Genomic DNA, 15672 nt, shown 5'->3' with positions numbered 1-15672 from the left:
GGCGTTGGATCACCGCGCGGATACCGCGCTCACGCAGGTGCCCGCGGATGGCGCGCGACGAGTACGCCTTGTCGGCCAAGACCATGTCCGGCCGGGTTCCGGGCCGTCCGCGTCGGAGCGGGACGCGTAGGCGTTGCGCGTGCCGAATATCTCATCCGTCCTGGTGGGAGTCGGTGTGCCGGGTGTCGCGGCTGTCGTCGGCGGTCGCTTGTACTGGAGGCTCTCTCGCGCGGCTGTCGATCATCGCGGCATGATGCCCGACCGTGTTGCTGCGACTCGTCTACCTGAGTGTGACGAACGCGTTCGCGATGCTGCGCCTGCTGCCGATGAGCGACCGGGACAAGGATCCGTTCACCGAGTTCGAGAATCTGTGGCGCGACGCCGAGATCCCGGCCCTGAGTCATCAGATCACGGTGCTGGAGCGTCAACTCGGAAAGGACAAGGTGCGTTCGCTCCAAGCGATCGGGCGTTCCTGGCGGCGCTGCTGCACCGGCTTCCGCGCGAAGTGCTGCGAGGGGTGCGGCGTCCGGGGCGCGGCTGTACGTGTTCGCGGTGATCGAGCACACCAGCCGACGGATCCGGGTCCTGGGCGCCACCGCGCACCCGACCGCCTCTTGGACGGTGCAGGCCGCGGGGAGCCTCGTCAGGTACTTGGAGGACACCGACTGCCGGGCGCGGCTCCTGATCCAGGACCGCGAGGGCGTCCGGATACCGCGCATGAACGCGATCACGGAACGGTGGGTGCAGACCTGCCAGCGCGAGCTCCTGGACCGCACGCTGATCTGGAACCAGCACCACCTGCTCCATGCCCTGGCGAGTTCGAACGGTTCTACAACTCCCACCGGCCCCACCAGGGCATCGCCAACGCGCGAGGCGCTCCATCCCTTACCCACGCCGATCACCGATGCGGAGCAGCTCGCCCGCCTCGGCGGCATCCTCCACGAGTACCGGCATACCGCATGACGTGTACGGATGAGACCGGGCCAGTAGGCCACGGCTCTCCGGGTTCCTTGGAGGCCACAAGAGCGTTGAGTGGAGCACTCAACCTCAGCGAGGCACGCTGTACCCATGCGATCGCTCTTCCGCTCGCCTCCTCGACCAGGAGCGGGCAGTCACAGTGGGGTCCTCTTCACACTGGCGCAGTGTGTGCCCTTCACGATCGCGGTGGGCGTGCTGGGTATCGAGCTCTCGCCCGCACACGATCTGGTCACCGGCCCTGCCCTCACCACAACGCCGGCACTGGCTGCGCTGACGATGGGCCCGATAGGGACCCTCTTCGCGGCAGCCGTCGCTCTGGCGTGAACGTGACTACCGCGACCTACAACCAGGCGTGGGGTACGCAGCTGGTCTTCGGCAACTTCCTGGGGCTGCTTGTGGTGTCCGTGGCCAGTGTCGCCCTGAGTAACGCCGTGCGTACGCGCAGGCAGAGCGAGCTCGACCAGGTGCGCCGGATCGCCGCGGTAGCTCAGGAGGTCGTACTGCGGCCCGTCCCCGAGCGTCTGGGCCCGGTGCGGGCGGCCAGCCTGTGCCTCGCGGCTGAGACGGGGGCACAGATCGGCGGTGATCTATATGAGGCTGTGCAGACGCGGTACGGCGTCCGGCTGATCGTGGGGGACGTCCGGGGCAAGGGGCTGCCTGCCGTGCGCGCGGTCGCGGTGGCGTTGGGTGCGTTTCGGGAGGCCGTGCACTATGAGGATGAGCTGCCGGAGGTCATGAACCACTGTGCGGCTGCGCTGCGACGGGAGGCCGCCGTGCCGGGTGCGTACGCTCAGGAAGTCCTGATGGAGGGATTCACCACCGCGCTCATGGCTCAGGTGCCGGACGAACAGGTGGTGCAACTGGTCAACCGTGGCCATCCGCCTCCGCTGGTGCTGCACCAGGGCGGGGTTCAGGTCCTGATGCCCGCCTCGCCACTGCCGCCTCTCGGCCTGGAAGACCTCGTCCCCGGCCCTCCCGCCAAGCCCGAGAGCTATCCGTTCCTACCCGGCGACCGTCTACTGCTATACACCGACGGCGTGATCGAAGCCCGCAATCGCGACAGCGACTTCTTCGCCCTGCCGGAGACCATGCAGGGAATACGTGCAAGCACCACGCCGCCGGAGTTCCTGGAAGAACTGCACCAGGCATTGATCCGCCACACTGAGGGTCACTTGGCGGACGATGTGGCGATGATCCTCGTTGACCGAGTCGACGAGGAAGTCGGCAAGCAGATCGGCGCAGCCGCCACCTCCCCACGTGACAGGCTGCATTGACTGCCTTCCCAATTCGGTGGTGGGCTCCCACCTCTGCGCGGGCGTCCTGCCCGCCCCCAGCGGCAGCGGCTCACTGGGCTCTCGTTGCCACGTCCGGAGCAACTGTCATTCCTGAAGGGGCGTGGGTCGTCAAGGGCTATGTTTCTGAGGGTAGTTGACGATTCCAGGCAGCACTGACCGGCTCGCGGTCGCCGGGCGGTGACGACGAGGTGTGCGTGTGGCCGCTGTGCGGTTGTGGGCGTCGCTGGTCTCCAGCCCGTGATGCGGAAGGGCAGGGCCGTCTCTCGGCTGCCGGTCATTCCTTCGCGGCGTTGTGTGGCCATGAAGCGATACGACGTGCGGCAGGCGGGGTCAATCAAAACCGCGACCGCGCCGTGTGGGGGTCAGACAATTGCCCGACCGCGCGCCTGCCGCGTCCGAGCCGCTCACGTGGCCTGGCGGGCCAGGGCCCGGATGTGCCCGTCGCGCAGCCCGTAGTAGACCAGTGTGAGCAGTTTGCGGCCCGCGGCGATCTTCGCGATGTTCCGGCCGCGGGGGGCTTCGATCCGGGCCCGGTCTTCAGAGATCTTGGGGGTGGTCTTGCGCTGGATCGCCTCCACGACCGCCCAGCGGACCAGCTTGCTGCCCTGCTTGGTGACGTGTCCGCGGCGGACGACGGTGTCGGACTCGTAGTGGCGCGGGGTCAGCCCGGCCCAGGAGCACAGCCGGTGGGCGGAGGCGAACCGGCGCACGTCGCCGAACTCGGCGACCAGCACGGTGGCCAGGACAGATTCCGACGCCGGGCAGCCACTGTATGGCCCCGCAGCCGGCATGGCCGCGCAGCCGCTCGGCGATACGGGCGTTGAAGAGGGCCTCCTCCGCATCGAGGATGTCGATCAGCTTCAGCAGCGAGGTCACACGCTGGGCGTAGGCGCCGGACAGGGCAGTCTGCTGCAGCCGGGCCCGGCCGTCCACCCCGAACAGGACGGAGGCGGGGATGAGGATGTCGGCCTTGGCCAGCACGGCGTGCGCCTGGGCCTTCAGGCCGGAGCGCAGCGCCACGAGCTTGGCCCGGTAGCGGACCAGTTCCCGCAGCTCGCGGACCTCGCGCGGGGCGATCCAGGACTCCGGCAGCCGGCCCATACGCAGCAGGTCGGCCAGGTCCGCGGCGTCCCGGACATCGTTCTTCACGCGCCGGTAGGCAAAGCCCTTCACGCCCAGGGGATGAGCAAAGTGGACCTCCGCTCCGGCTGCCTGCAGTACGTCGACCGCCCAGTACCAGCCGTAGGTGGCCTCCAGTACCACGTCTGGGGCGTCTCCGGCCTGTTGGATCTGCAGGCCGAGGGCCACCGGGTCGTTGAGGATGCGTACCGCGCTCAGCTGCACGCCGTCCGCGGTCTGACGCACGATCACAGATCGCCTGCGGTGCAGATCGATTCCGACGTATTGGTGTCCGTCATACTCGCTCACCAGGGGCCTCCTTCGCCGTGACGGAGTGAGTACCTGGGACCTACCCGGGCAACCCACAGGAGCGGAGGCCCCGCCCCTTCATCGCATCAAGAGTTGTGGGTCGGTTGAGGTGTGTCACGCTGCGACGGGTTCCTTGGGGCGTTCGACGAGGTGACCGTTCTCGAAGCGGGCGCCGACCCGGACGAGGGCGACGAGGTGGGGTGCGGTCACAGCGCGCCAGCGGGCCTGGGCGGACTCGACGAGCTTGAACACCATCGCCAGGGCGGCGGCCGGGCTGCCCGCGCCGCGGGTGACCTTCGTACGGAGTTTCACCGTGGAGAAGGTCGACTCGATGGGGTTGGTGGTCCGCAGGTGGATCCAGTGCTCGGCGGGGAAGTCGTAGAACGCCAGCAGCTCGTCGACCTCGTCGGTGATCTTCTTCACGGGCTTCGGCCATTTCGCGCCGTACGCCTTCTCGAACGCCTTGACGGCCTTCTCGGCGTGGGTGCGGTCCTCGGCGTTGTAGATCTCCTGCAGTGCCTTCTTCGCGCCCGGCTGTGCGGACTTCGGCAGGGCGTTCGCGACATTCCGGGTTTTGTGCACCCAGCACCTTTGATGCCGGGCAACGGGAAACACCTCCGCGAGGGCCTTCCACAGGCCCATCGCGCCGTCCCCGACCACCAGCGCCGGATCGCGCATGCCGCGCCGACGGCAGTCGCGCAGCAGGTCGGCCCACGACTCGGTCGACTCCCGCAGCCCCTCCGCCAGCGCGATCAGCTCCTTGGAGCCGTCGGTGCGCACGCCCATCAGCACCAGGACACAGGAGCAGGCCTGGCCCAGGCGGACCTTGGGGTGCACGCCGTCGGCTGCGTCTTCGCCGGAGACCTGGCCGATGACCTGACCCGCCCAGCCCTCGACAGCATGGTCCGCCTCCTGACGCCCGGCGAGCGGGCCCGCCTGCTCGACGAGCTCGGTCCGGGGGACGAGCAGGCCAACGCATGTCTCGTGAATCCCGACGCGCTGCGGAACGGCACCGTGGCCTACCTGCGGCCACCCGACCTCGACACCCACTTCGACTTCGACAAGATCGACCTGGAGAAGTTCACTGGCCCAGGCCGATCTGGGACCTGTTCCCGTGGTCAGTCCCTGACGACCAGTCCTGCCGCGACTACCTGCGCGGCGTGTTCGTGCTGCTCGCGCACCAGCAGAAGCTCGGGGTCCTGGCCGACGCCACGGCGTTCCCGGACACCGTGCAGCAGCAGTTGCAGCGCCGCTTCTTCCAGGACTTCCTCACCGCTGACCGCACCGAGACACCGCTCAACAAGCTGCTGATCCCCCTCGTCAAAGTGATCCTGACTGCGCCGACAGGGAGCGGGTTCGGGTTCGCCGTACCTCCCGACAACATCCCGGCGCAGGGCAGCCTGACCGCCCGCGCACACCTTGAGGCGCTAGGTGCCCTCGCGGACCTCGGCTTCCGCGGTCTGGACAAGGACATACGCGACCCCGTGATCGTCACCGGCTTTCACGCCAGCCGCACCCACAAGCTCACACCCGGCCAGAAGACCGCCAACCGCGTCCTCGCCATCGGACGGGCACTGGTCGAGCACGGCTTCGCCCACCTCAAGAACTGGCGGACCCTCACCAAGCTCCGCACCGACCCTGCCCACGCGACCCGTCTCCTGCGCGCCTTGCTCGTTCTGACAAACCTCGAAGCAGTGCCGGAAAGTTATGTGAAGTTGCCACTTGTCAAGCACCCGGCGGCAGTGTGTCGAGGTGGCGGGCCGGGAGAACGGAACGGGACCTCCGGAAGTTGAGTCGTCGACCAAGACAGACCAACACCGGAGGTCCCGTTGACGGACCAGTGTGGCACGACGACGCTGACTCAGACCTTCACAACGGCCTGCGGAGTGTTCGCTCCGGGGCATCTCGGCGCCCTGACCCGATATCTCCCCTTCGAGCTGGTCGACGATGTCTTTGACCGGCCAGGCCGCCGGGGGCGGACGCGGACGGTGCCGGCGCGGGTGGCGGTGTACTTCGTGCCGGCGCTGGCCCTGTTCCCCGACGCTTCCTACGGGCGGGTGTGGGACACCCTGTGGGCCGCGTGCTGCGCTCGGGTGACCCGCACGGACACGCTCAGTCGGCGCCAACGCCGCCTCATCTGCTGAGGTCCATCAGGAGGATGCCGTCGCCCTCGCCCTCGGCACCGCCCTCCACTTTCAGTCCGAAGGCCATTTGCGTGCCGTCGGGCGATACGACCGGGTTGTTGGCCCCGAAGCCCTTGTAGTGGTTGAACGTGGTCATCCGCTCAAGCGTCCCGGAGCCATCCAGCGAAAGGCGCCAGATGTCGACCATGCCGGGGAACAGGACGATGGCGAGGTCTCGCTCGACCATCATGTATCGGCCGGCCGGGTCAGTGCCTTCCGCTTCGTCGAAGAACAGCGAGGTCGGCGCGTAATCATTGATGGCGCCGGTGTCGAGGTTGACGCCCATGGCCTGTCCGCCTTTATGGAAGTAGGCGGAGAAGATCAGTTCGTCGTCGGGGTCGGCGTCCCCATCGGGCAGGGATCGGAAGTCCTGAGCCTCGACGGCGGGTGTGACCAGGGAGACATCGCGCTTGTCGAGGGCAACCGTCCGATCGGCGATCTCCGGTCTGCCGTTGCGGTAGACGATTCGACCCGTCAGGATCTTCGACTTGCCCACCAGGGCGTCGATGATCACGTCCGGCACCTTGGTGAAGTCGATGGTCGACTGGTTCCACGCGATGCGGGTGGAACCAGATTGCTTGGACACCGCGACGCCCTCCCAGCAGCTCTCGCCGAGACGGACCGGGGCACGTGTGCCCAAAGGCCGCTGGAGCACCCACAGTTCGCCGCGGAAGCGGTCGCCCTCGGGGTCGTCTGCGCTGCGCTCAGCCACCGCGCACATGACGATGTCGCCGTTGGTCAGGTGGTGCGCCCGTAGCACTCCCCCGTGGAGCGCAGACGTTTTGGTCAGATTGTGGCTCGCGCCGGTCGCCAGGTCGTACTCCCAGAGGTCACCGATCGGAGCGTCGAGGAAAGCAAGGCGCTTCCCGTCGGGAGACCAATCGGCCCGCTGCGGTGCGCCGCCGTTCGGCAGCTGGATGTCCAGCAGCCGGATGTGGTCGGGCAGATGGTCAACCGGTGAGCCATCAAGGGTGCCCTTGTCCGGATCGAAGTCCAGCATCGACCGCTGACCCGTAGCCATGGCCGAGGACGTGTTCGTGTCCGCGGCCTTGACCGGCTGCGCGTGAACCTGAACCAGCAGGCACGCCAGGGCGATCGATCCCGCGAGTGAGATTAAGTGACGGGTAGTCATATTTGGCAGCCTGACAGTTCGACGGCGCCGATGCAAGAATCTTCTTGCATCGCATGAAGGTCACCCAGGCCCTGGGCCGTAGCGCTCTCCTCCTTCTCCTTACAATTGCGCCTATGTCAGTGCCAACGCGGACGAGGATCCTTGACGGGGCGTGGGATCTGTTCCTGCGGGAAGGATTCGCCGGGACGACCGTGACGCAGATCGAGGCGTCGGCGGGCCTGTCAGCCGGGAGCGGCAGCTTCTATCGGCACTTCCGGTCGAAGGAGGAGGTGCTCCAGGCGGTCGTCGACCGCGAGGTCGACCGCACCAACGCCGAGCGGCAGACCGGCCCCGAGCCCGAAGAGACCGGAGGCGACGTGCGGGTCGCGCTCGCGCTCGAGTTCGAGCGCCGGCTCGGCAATCTGCGGCGGCTCCACCCGCTCATGGAGCTCGTCGCACGCGAGCGTGACCATCTCGGAGCATCGGTCGACCATCTCGGCGAGCTCTTGGTCGCCCGCAACGTCAGTATCCGTTCGCAGCGCCTGGCCAGCTGGATGGCAGCCGGGGCGATCCTGACGCGTGACGCGGAGGCCCTCGCGGCAGTCATCACGTTCGCGCTCACCGGCTACCACCTATCGGTCCGCTTCTTCGGACACCCGCCCGCTGGACTCAGCGAGGAAGCCCTGATCACCACGCTTGTCGACCTTGTCGCAGGCGTATAGCACGCCTCGCCGCCGCTCCATGGCGCGGCCAGAGGCCGCGAGGCAATGCCAGAAAGCTATGATTCATGCTGGTTTGTCAAGTAGTCCTGGCTGGTCGGTGTGTTCGTGGCGGCGAGTGGCTTTGCGGGGGCGGCTGTCACTGGCTGTTCGGGGAGTCGGTAGGTTGCGGGCGCGGTCTTGACCAGCAGGTTCTTGCGTGCCAAGGCGCTGAGGTGGAGTGCGAGGGTGCTCTGTTTGACGGTGTTCAGCGCGGCGGTGATCTCCCGGACGTGCCAGGGGCGGTGAGGATCGGTGGCCATGACCGCGAGGACGTCTTCACGGCGGACGGCGACCTTGGAGGGCCGCGGCGGTCCGTCCGGGATCTTGAAGGTGGCCGGCCCGGTCTTGATGAGGATCTGGTGCCTGGCCCACCGGATCAGCTCACTGGTCAGATCGCTGCGGTCCAGTCGTAGCAGGGTGGCCAGTTCGATGGCGCGCCACTCACGATCCGGGGCGGTGCCCATCGCGGCGAGCACATCCTCGAGCCTGCTCGTGTGCATCGGGGCTGCGGGCGGCAGCAGCGTCCCGGCCGTCACGGGCGGGTCCTGCGGCGGGGCCGGGTTCTGGCCCGGCCGGCCGGGCGGAGCTGCTGTCGGTGCGGGGACGGAAGTGTCCTGCTGGGGGAAGTGGACGGTGATGTCGAGGGCGGTGACCGGGGTGCTGACGGCAGGGCGGTCCTCGTCGGACCGGCGGTGTCCGTAACGAGCGGAGACGCCCTTGACGGTGCGTGCGCTGATTCGTGGTCGGCGCGGTGGCAGCAGGGCGCCGGTGACCGCCTCGGTGATCGGTCCTCCCAGCTCGCTGCCGGCGTCGGGCTGTCGACGTACTCGCGTATGTGCAGAGTCAGGTACGGATGAACGCACACAGCTCGGCATCCAGCAACGCGGGACTGGGAGGGCCTCGGGATGCTGCATGGTGCGACAATCTGGCCGTGTCTGAGGAACTGTCGCGCTGGTATCGGGGCCGCTTGGTCGTGGGCCCGTTCAGGCCGTTCGACGTCGCCGAGCTTGAAGAGCTCGAACGGGAGGTCGAACTGCCATTGCCGTCTTCGTACTGTTCGTTCCTAGAAGCCGCTGGCGGGGAGAGCCTCACCTACTCGGTCCGCTTGCCTGCCTGTGAACCGGAGCCCGTCCAGAGCTTCGACGACCTTTACCAACTCGGCCGTGACGGCGATGGCGAATACGGCTGGGGCACCTTGCTGGGCGAGTATCGCCGCAGCTGTGACGGGTGGCTCGCTGGCGAGGTCTCACTGGCGGGCCTTCTCCCGATCGCTCGCAACGGCGGCAGTGACACCCTGTTCTTGGACCTGAACCCGGCCACCCACGGCCAGCTCCATGCCTTCGTGCATGGCATCCCTCACCCTGGATACCTGTCGAAGGGCGTCTTCACCAAAGTCGCTGATGACTTCGACGCTTACCTCGACAGCCTCGCCATTGACCTGGACTTTGCCGCGGACACCTGGGCCGATGTCGTCAACAGTGACTCCACCGACCCTTGGCGGCGGACCGTCGAGGAATGGCTGAACAAGGAACTGCCGGGTTGGCGCGCTGAGCCGTGGGCAGTGGCCTGAGCTCGGCGTGGTGGGTCACGCGACGTCGGTGTCGCGCTCGATGGCCTTGAGGCGGTTCTTCAGCCGGTAGCTGGGACCGTTGATGGAGATCACTTCGCAGTGGTGCAGGAGGCGGTCGAGGATCGCGGTGGCGAGAACCTCGTCGCCGAAGACCTGTCCCCATTCGCTGAAGGTCTTGTTCGAGGTGAGGATGATCGAGCCCTTCTCGTAGCGCTTGGAGATGACCTGGAAGACCAGGTTCGCCTCGGCTTGTTCCAGGGGCTGGTAGCCGACCTCGTCGACCACGAGGACGCTGGGCCGCAGATAGGTGCCGAGTTTTCTGGCCAGCCGGCCGGTCTCCTCGGCGGCTTTGAGGTTGCGGACCATGTCGTCGAGGCTGGTGAAGTAGATCGAGTAGCCGGCCCGGCAGGCCGCGACGGCGAGGGCGACGGCGATGTGCGTCTTGCCGACCCCGGGCGGGCCGAGCAGGGCGGCGTTGGCCTTGGCCTCGACGAAGGACAGAGTGGCGAGGTCCTTGACCTTGCGTGGGTCGAGGTCGGGCTGGAAGGAGAAGTCGTACCCATCCAGCGTCTTGTGGTGCGGCAGCTTCGACAGCCGCAGGCCCTGGCGGAAGCGTCGGTCGTCGCGGACGGCGAGTTCCTCGGACAGCACCAGGTCGAGGAAGTCGAGGTGGCCCAGCTTGGCTTCGTCCGCCCGGCGGGTGTACTCGTTGATGGTTTCCGCCAGGTGGGGCAGGCCGAGCTTGCCGGCCGTGGTGCGGATGCGGTTGCCGGTCAGCTCGCTCAAGAGGACTCCTTCGTCGGCGAGTTGGTGGTGAAGGGGCGGGTGCCGGTCAGTTCGTCATAGACCGACAGCGGTCGGCGGCCGACCTCGATCTGGGTGGCGGCGGCCCGGTTCAGCAGGGCCTGCAGCGGCCCGGCCGCCTCGCTCGAGGACGGTTGGTGCCGGGGCCGGGGCGGGACGTCACCGGTGGTGGTCCGGCGGCCCTTGCCGGTGGGCAGGCCGTCCCAGTGGCTCTCTTCGACGACACGACTCCCGCGGCCGACCGCCCTCGGGTGCATCGCCAGCAGCGTCTCGCCACTGGCGTCGGGAGCGGTCGAGTGGAGCATGACCTGCGACTTCGTGGCGCGGACCTCGACCAGCTGACGGGGACGGACGCGGCGGGCGGGCACCGAGTAGAGGTTGCCGCCGAAGGCGACCAGGCAGTCCTTGCCGACCGGCCGCAGGTGCCGCTCGGCCACCAGATAAGGCGTCGTCGGCAGCGGCTTGAGAGCCGCGTGGTCACGGGCCGCCCGCTCGCCGATGACCTCCCGGTGGGTCTTGTGGATCTGAGCCCTGCGCTGCGGTACCCAGGACAGGAACGCGGCGTCCATCTCCTCAATGGAGGAGAAAGCCCGTCCGGCCAGCACGTGGTCGCGGATGATCAGCACTTGCCGTTCGACCCGGCCCTTGCCGGTGGGCCGGTAGGCGGCTAGCACATCGATATCGAAGTCGTAGTGTCCGGCGAAGCCGACCGCTTCCGGGTGCAGCGGGACGGCCTCGCCGGGGGCGACGTGGCGGCGGACGACAGTCTTGGTGCGGTCGTAGACGATCGTCATCGGCACCCCGCCGAAATGGGAAAACGCCCGGCGGTGGCAGTCGAAGAAGGTCTGCAGGTCCTGACTGGTGGTGAAGCAGCAGAACGGATCGCGCGAGTACGACAGCGTCATATGGAACGAGTAGACCTTCGCGATGCCCATGTGGGCGAGGATCTTGCCCTCGTCACCCCAGTCCACCTGGGCCTGGGCGCCGGGGATCACCTCGAAGCGGCGGTGCATGCCCGCCAACTCCTTTGGTGTGATGCCGAGACCCTCGGCAATCCGCGGGCGGGCCTCCTGGACGTAGAGCTTGGTCCGCTGGTAGTTGCCAGTGAAGCCGTACTCCGTGGCCAGCCGCTCGTGGATGACGGCGGCCTTCATCAGGATCTCCGCCCGCAGCATCGAGTCGACCAGCGGCGCGAACTCGTCGATCACCCTCGCCCGGGACCGCCCGCTCGGTGACCGGCGCGGCGGTGACACGGGCCCGTCGGCAGACAGGTACTTGCTGACCGTCCGCCAGTTGAGTCCGGTCTCCTTGGCGACCTCCGACATGCTCATGGCTCCGGACTCGACCAGGCCGCGAAAGCGCCGCAACTCCAGCCAGCGTTGCGGATCCAGGACCACGGCCCACCCCTCTCTGCAACCTCAACAACAGGCAGCAGAGTGCCGAGCACCGTCCCTCAACACATCAAGAACTCTGCACGTTCATCCGTACGCGGCTATGCACGTTCACATGTACGCCGACACGGGCACGATGGCGGCGGCACGGGCGACGCTGTCGCGGGCGGCCAGGGCCGCGGTGAAGCAGGCCCGGTCCGGGGCGCATCCGGGCACGGCGTCGGTGGCGTCCAGCATCGCCATCCGCAGGAGCTGGTGGACCGTCAGCAGCGCCCACATCTCCTGGCGCAGGCCCTGCGGGTCACCCGAGCGCAGCACGCGGCCCTTGAGCATGGTTAGAGGGCCAGCAGATCTTCGGCCGGGTGGCGGCGCACATCGGTCAGCGTGGTCACCAGCCGGTACTCGCCCCGATGGGTGCTGCCGTCCGCGCAGGTGACGGTGACGGTCGCGGCGATGACGCGGACCGGAACCCCCGCGATGACCGACAGGAAGGAACCGTCGGCCAGGACCTGCAGCACGGCGGGCCTGCGCGAGGAGCAGATCCGCAGCAGCAACGCCGCCTTCGAGGCGTGCACGGCGCGGACGAAGGCGTTCGCGTCGAATCCGCGGTCGGCAAGCACCAGCATGCCCCCGCCGAGGTGATGGGCCAGCTGCAAGGCGGCCTCCACCTCACCGCGATACGGGCCGACGCCCGCGCCGAGCAGGACCCGCGTCCCCGTCTCGGCCAAGGCCATCACCGCCAGCAGCGGGTAGGCGGCCATCCCGGCGGCGACCCTGTATCGGCCCAGCCAGGCCACGTTGTCGCCAGTCTCAGGAACCCGGATGGACCGGCAGCCGTCGAACGCGACCGTGCGCAGACCCCGCCAGGACACACCCCTCGTGCACGGGCGCCCCAGCGGACCTGCCACAACCTCGAACAACTCCCGTAGCGGGTCCGGTCCCACCCGCCGACGCACACAGGCCAGACCCGCCGCGGTCACAGCCGCGACCAGGCGCCCTGCCTGCCGCAGTGCGCCGGTCAAGGTCTCCCACACTCGCCCGTAGGAAGCGTCGGGGAACAGGGCCAGCGCCAGCACGAAGTACACCGCCACCCGCGCCGGCACCGTCCGCGTCCGCCCCCGGCGGCCTGGCCGGTCAAAGACATCGTCGACCAGTTCGAAGGGGAGATATCGGGTCAGGGCGCCGAGATGCCCCGGAGCGAACACTCCGCAGGCCGTTGTGAAGGTCTGAGTCAGCGTCGTCGTGCCACACTGGTCCGTCGACGGGACCTCCGGTGTTGGTCTGTCTTGGTCGACGACTCAACTTCCGGAGGTCCCGTTCCGTTCTCCCGGCCCGCCACCTCGACACACTGCCGCCGGGTGCTTGACAAGTGGCAACTTCACATAACTTTCCGGCATTGAACCTCGAAGTCAACCGCTGACGGACGATCTATTCCGCAGACAGTCGCCAACGACCAGCGTGAGCACCCCGAGAACCGGTCACACCAGCCCATTGACCTGCGTTTTCAAGTTGGCGGAGGCTCAGTGAGTTGATGCCCGGGTGGTGCTTTTCGAGGTCGGCCCAGAACAGGCCTGCAAGGACCGCTGACAGGTGACGAAGCGAGCTGTAGTCGAGCGTGGCCTGACGTTCGGTGATGTAGTCGACGAGGAGGTCGCGGACCGGCTGGCATTGCAACTGGTAGCGGTCGACCAGCATCGCTGGGGTGACCTGACCTGATCGCCGGGCGAAGCTGATCAGTGTTTCTGGCGCATCGGAGGGGAACTGTTCCTGCTCTCTGAGCCAGTGATAGGCCAGCCGAACACCACGGGTTTCGTCCGTACCGCTCGCTATGGCCTGCATCGCGACGAAGTCACCGACGGTGATGTCCTGAATGGCGCCTTCGTAGGCCACCATGATGTGCACGATCGACTTGAGGGCCTCGGCCGTGGCTCTCGCGCCGCTGTCCATCGGAATCCCAGCCGCTTCGAGGCGGGCAAATCCTTCAGGGTCGCGGCATGCCCGAATGGCCGGCCGAAGGGTGCGTGAAGTGGTGCCGAGAAGCCATGACAGGTCGGGGCGGATGGCATCTGCGCAGATCAGCTTGGATTACGGGGGTCTTGGGCTTCCCCGTCCCGCTGGTCCCGGCCCACTCCTGGGCAAATGCGTACCACTGATCCGGCGTAGTCGCGGCCGGCGTTGCCAGCCATCGCTGCTGCCAGGTGTCGCCCGGTTGGGCCTCCAGCCGGCTCAACAGCAGACGAGCACCGCTCCGCCGTCTCCTCCGAACGGGTTCGGCGCCGGGCAGCACAAGCTCCAAACGCTGCAGCCGGTCAGTGAGGCCGTCCCGGGTCAGTGACGTCTCGGGCCAGGTCGTGGGAGGCGGCCGTGCGGGGAACCGTCGGAACAGATCAGCTGCCTCGGCACCGACCAGAGAGTGCGGCTCGCGGCTGGCCGTCGCGGCGGGGCCCACGTCCACGAGGGTCGTCAGCATCAGCGGGGCCCTCCGAACAGCACGTTGAGGGATTCCGGGTTGTAGGCCGGCGCCGAAGAAGCCGAAGGCGGGTTCTTGCGCCTGAGCTCCAGGCGGGCGAAGTGGGCAAGGCCGGCGGTGATGACCTCGTCCCTGCTGGGGTTGAGGTACTTCTGCAAGGTCGTCTGGTACTTGTGGGCGAGGATGTGCTGGACGTAGACCAGTGACATCTCCGGGTCCTCGGTCATCCGGAATGTCGCGGTGTGCCGCAGGTCGTGGAGAGTCCAGTTCGATCCCAGAAGCTCGTTGACGCGGACGAACATGGCGCGTGCCGCGTGGTAGTTCAGCGGTCGCCAAGGGCGCCGCAGCGTCCACCACAGCGGCTCGCCGCGACCTCGAGGGGCGCCCTTTCGCCAGGCTTCCTCCTGATAGAGCCGAAGCCAGACGAACGCGTCCGGCGACGCGGGCAGCTGCTGGTAGTTCTTGGTGCCTTGCGCGTGACGCCGATGAGCTGCTGCCCTGGAAGCGCGTCGCGCTCGTGCGAGGTCAGGAGTTCGCTGGCGCGGGCGCCGGTGGAAACCCAGAAGGCCAGCAGAGCCCGGTCACGGTGTGAGCGCAGGCCTGCGAAGACCTCGGTGTACTTGTCGTCCGGTATTCGGCGCGGGGTCCGTTCCGGAACGGTAGGGCGGTAGCGGCCCTTCCGTTCGTTCTTGAATTCGTCCATCGGGTTGTGGTGGGCGTTCGCCCGGCCCTTGCGACGCGAGCGGTCCAACGGGAACGGATTGATGAGCAGCGAACCAGAGTTGGCATCCAGGTGGAAGTCGTAGAAGGTCCGAAGCACCGTCTCGCAGTGGGCCTGGGTGCTCTTGGCGTACTTCTTCCCGACGGTCGGCTTGCCGGTCACCGGATTCGGAGTTCCCGGCGCGGGCTTGCCCGCAGGGCTGGTCAGCGGTTTCGCGTCCGGGCTGCCGCGGTGACGCCAGTGGACCCGGACCGGCTTGCCCGCAGGGCTGCATCCACAGCATGAAGTCGCGGGCATCTGTCCGGGTCGCCCCGTCCCACTCGATGCCGAGGACCCACAGGAACCGCCACCACCGCAGCAGATCGTCTCCGTACGACCGCAGAGTCGTGGCGGGGGTGTGGCTCGCGAGCAGATCCTTGAAGTACAGCGCGACAGGCTGAACCGGACCACCGGAGGGGTCCAGGAGTCGGTACGGTTCCCACGGATCACCTGTCTCGTACAGCTTGCCGATCTCGGGCAGCACGGAGGTCGACAGATCCCTCCCGGAACCTCTTGTTTCAGGCACCCCGGGAAGCTAGCAGACAAGGCATCTGACCTGCGAAAACGTCTGACTTGGTTCAGTCAACGAGCCGTACACGCGGCCGCGCAGCAGCTGCTCATCGTCGGCGTTCATCCGTTCAGCGTCCCAGCCGCAACGCGGGCAGGGGCGGCGGGCCCGGCCTGGGTGGAGACCGGGCCCACCGTGCCTTCGGCAGCGCGGCCAAGGAACGGCGGTCCTCGCCTGCGTCGGCCACCCGCCACATCGGCTGGTCGAGCCCCTGCCAGGTCAGCTGTTGCAGAGTCGTGGTCGCCACGGTGATCCGGTAGTTCACGCTCGCGATGTGGCGGGCGCGGTCGTGGAAGGCCGCCTCCCGGGTGACCGGGACGTGATCGCTGTATGAAGTCATCCCATCGCACAGA

The 15672-nt window shown here is 67.7% G+C and carries 16 protein-coding genes and 6 pseudogenes; 7 read left to right on the top strand and 15 right to left on the bottom strand.

What is annotated here, in order from left to right; genetic code table 11:
- Positions 1–7: 7 nt before the first annotated feature.
- Positions 8–127, bottom strand: a pseudogene (locus ACWD3C_RS29730) (IS5 family transposase); the annotation flags it as partial.
- 136 nt (positions 128–263) lie between these two features.
- On the opposite strand from ACWD3C_RS29730, the pseudogene ACWD3C_RS29725 reads away from it, so the two are divergent.
- From ACWD3C_RS29725 to ACWD3C_RS29715, 3 genes and pseudogenes are all read left to right on the top strand, one after another.
- Positions 264–963: pseudogene (locus ACWD3C_RS29725) on the top strand (integrase core domain-containing protein).
- Positions 964–1146: 183 nt separating this feature from the next.
- Complete coding sequence (locus ACWD3C_RS29720; RefSeq protein ID WP_451149245.1) at positions 1147–1302, top strand: hypothetical protein; 156 nt, start codon at positions 1147–1149, stop codon at positions 1300–1302.
- Between the two features lie 2 nt (positions 1303–1304).
- Positions 1305–2252 carry a PP2C family protein-serine/threonine phosphatase gene (locus ACWD3C_RS29715; protein ID WP_451149244.1) on the top strand — a complete coding sequence of 316 codons (948 nt, stop codon included), beginning with the start codon at positions 1305–1307 and terminating at the stop codon, positions 2250–2252.
- 425 nt (positions 2253–2677) lie between these two features.
- Here ACWD3C_RS29715 and ACWD3C_RS29710 read toward each other — a convergent pair whose 3' ends face one another.
- The 4 genes and pseudogenes from ACWD3C_RS29710 to ACWD3C_RS29695 all read right to left on the bottom strand — a co-directional run.
- Complete coding sequence (locus ACWD3C_RS29710; protein WP_451149276.1) at positions 2678–2851, bottom strand: hypothetical protein; 174 nt, start codon at positions 2849–2851, stop codon at positions 2678–2680.
- Positions 2852–2893: 42 nt separating this feature from the next.
- Positions 2894–3064, bottom strand: a pseudogene (locus ACWD3C_RS29705) (transposase); the annotation flags it as partial.
- 193 nt (positions 3065–3257) lie between these two features.
- Positions 3258–3701 (bottom strand): annotated as a pseudogene (locus tag ACWD3C_RS29700) (IS110 family transposase); the annotation flags it as partial.
- Positions 3702–3815: 114 nt separating this feature from the next.
- A pseudogene (locus tag ACWD3C_RS29695) lies at positions 3816–4628 on the bottom strand (IS256 family transposase); the annotation flags it as partial.
- Between the two features lie 233 nt (positions 4629–4861).
- Between ACWD3C_RS29695 and ACWD3C_RS29690 the strand changes: the two are divergent.
- Together ACWD3C_RS29690 and ACWD3C_RS29685 are read left to right on the top strand one after the other, a co-directional pair.
- Positions 4862–5494, top strand: coding sequence for a transposase family protein (locus ACWD3C_RS29690; protein WP_451149243.1), 633 nt, complete (start codon positions 4862–4864; stop codon positions 5492–5494).
- Positions 5495–5530: 36 nt separating this feature from the next.
- Positions 5531–5779, top strand: a pseudogene (locus tag ACWD3C_RS29685) (transposase domain-containing protein); the annotation flags it as partial.
- A 55-nt stretch (positions 5780–5834) separates the two neighbouring features.
- On the opposite strand, the gene ACWD3C_RS29680 reads toward ACWD3C_RS29685, so the two are convergent.
- Positions 5835–6884 (bottom strand): hypothetical protein, encoded by a 1050-nt coding sequence (locus tag ACWD3C_RS29680; RefSeq protein ID WP_451149242.1) that lies wholly within the window; start codon positions 6882–6884, stop codon positions 5835–5837.
- Positions 6885–7069: 185 nt separating this feature from the next.
- Between ACWD3C_RS29680 and ACWD3C_RS29675 the strand changes: the two genes are divergently transcribed.
- Complete coding sequence (locus tag ACWD3C_RS29675; protein ID WP_451149241.1) at positions 7070–7717, top strand: TetR/AcrR family transcriptional regulator; 648 nt, start codon at positions 7070–7072, stop codon at positions 7715–7717.
- Positions 7718–7773: 56 nt separating this feature from the next.
- Here the strand turns inward: ACWD3C_RS29675 and ACWD3C_RS29670 are convergent, their stop codons facing one another.
- Positions 7774–8619 (bottom strand): hypothetical protein, encoded by an 846-nt coding sequence (locus tag ACWD3C_RS29670; RefSeq protein ID WP_451149240.1) that lies wholly within the window; start codon positions 8617–8619, stop codon positions 7774–7776.
- Between the two features lie 68 nt (positions 8620–8687).
- Between ACWD3C_RS29670 and ACWD3C_RS29665 the strand changes: the two genes are divergently transcribed.
- Positions 8688–9326, top strand: coding sequence for an SMI1/KNR4 family protein (locus ACWD3C_RS29665; RefSeq protein ID WP_451149239.1), 639 nt, complete (start codon positions 8688–8690; stop codon positions 9324–9326).
- Positions 9327–9341: 15 nt separating this feature from the next.
- Here ACWD3C_RS29665 and istB read toward each other — a convergent pair whose 3' ends face one another.
- The 8 genes from istB to ACWD3C_RS29625 all read right to left on the bottom strand — a co-directional run bounded on the left by istB (position 9342) and on the right by ACWD3C_RS29625 (position 15659).
- The gene (gene istB / locus ACWD3C_RS29660; protein ID WP_451149238.1) at positions 9342–10112 is read right to left on the bottom strand and encodes an IS21-like element helper ATPase IstB; all 771 of its coding nucleotides are present in this window, start codon (positions 10110–10112) and stop codon (positions 9342–9344) included.
- Positions 10109–11527: an IS21 family transposase gene (istA, locus tag ACWD3C_RS29655; protein WP_451149237.1), complete on the bottom strand. Its 1419-nt coding sequence runs from the start codon at positions 11525–11527 to the stop codon at positions 10109–10111. Before istA ends, istB begins: the two co-directional genes overlap by 4 nt.
- Before the next feature lie 105 nt (positions 11528–11632).
- Positions 11633–11854 (bottom strand): hypothetical protein, encoded by a 222-nt coding sequence (locus ACWD3C_RS29650; RefSeq protein ID WP_451149236.1) that lies wholly within the window; start codon positions 11852–11854, stop codon positions 11633–11635.
- A 2-nt stretch (positions 11855–11856) separates the two neighbouring features.
- A complete protein-coding gene (locus tag ACWD3C_RS29645; protein ID WP_451149234.1) occupies positions 11857–12726 on the bottom strand; it encodes a transposase domain-containing protein in 870 nt (289 codons plus the stop codon).
- A 223-nt stretch (positions 12727–12949) separates the two neighbouring features.
- Positions 12950–13468 carry a hypothetical protein gene (locus ACWD3C_RS29640; protein ID WP_451149232.1) on the bottom strand — a complete coding sequence of 173 codons (519 nt, stop codon included), beginning with the start codon at positions 13466–13468 and terminating at the stop codon, positions 12950–12952.
- 522 nt (positions 13469–13990) lie between these two features.
- Entirely contained in the window at positions 13991–14293 is a 303-nt protein-coding gene (locus ACWD3C_RS29635; protein ID WP_451149230.1) for a hypothetical protein, read from the bottom strand.
- A 20-nt stretch (positions 14294–14313) separates the two neighbouring features.
- Positions 14314–14874, bottom strand: a complete 561-nt coding sequence (locus ACWD3C_RS29630; protein ID WP_451149228.1) for a hypothetical protein — start codon at positions 14872–14874, stop codon at positions 14314–14316.
- A 515-nt stretch (positions 14875–15389) separates the two neighbouring features.
- Entirely contained in the window at positions 15390–15659 is a 270-nt protein-coding gene (locus tag ACWD3C_RS29625) for a hypothetical protein (RefSeq protein ID WP_451149226.1), read from the bottom strand.
- Between the last annotated feature and the right edge of the window lie 13 nt (positions 15660–15672).

The organism is Streptomyces sp. NPDC002845 (assembly GCF_053591955.1).
The sequence above is the reverse complement of the archived record's forward strand: the minus strand, read 5'-3'. Positions and strand labels throughout refer to the sequence as shown.

What these genes read in the sequence shown, in the direction of transcription:
- ACWD3C_RS29650 (WP_451149236.1), bottom strand. Translation starts at nt 11,854, where the DNA reads ATGCTCAAGGGCCGCGTGCTGCGCTCGGGTGACCCGCAGGGCCTGCGC.
- ACWD3C_RS29635 (WP_451149230.1), bottom strand. Translation starts at nt 14,293, where the DNA reads ATGTTCGTCCGCGTCAACGAGCTTCTGGGATCGAACTGGACTCTCCAC.
- ACWD3C_RS29680 (WP_451149242.1), bottom strand. Translation starts at nt 6,884, where the DNA reads ATGCTGGACTTCGATCCGGACAAGGGCACCCTTGATGGCTCACCGGTT.
- ACWD3C_RS29625 (WP_451149226.1), bottom strand. Translation starts at nt 15,659, where the DNA reads ATGACTTCATACAGCGATCACGTCCCGGTCACCCGGGAGGCGGCCTTC.
- ACWD3C_RS29640 (WP_451149232.1), bottom strand. Translation starts at nt 13,468, where the DNA reads ATGGACAGCGGCGCGAGAGCCACGGCCGAGGCCCTCAAGTCGATCGTG.
- ACWD3C_RS29675 (WP_451149241.1), top strand. Translation starts at nt 7,070, where the DNA reads ATGAAGGTCACCCAGGCCCTGGGCCGTAGCGCTCTCCTCCTTCTCCTT.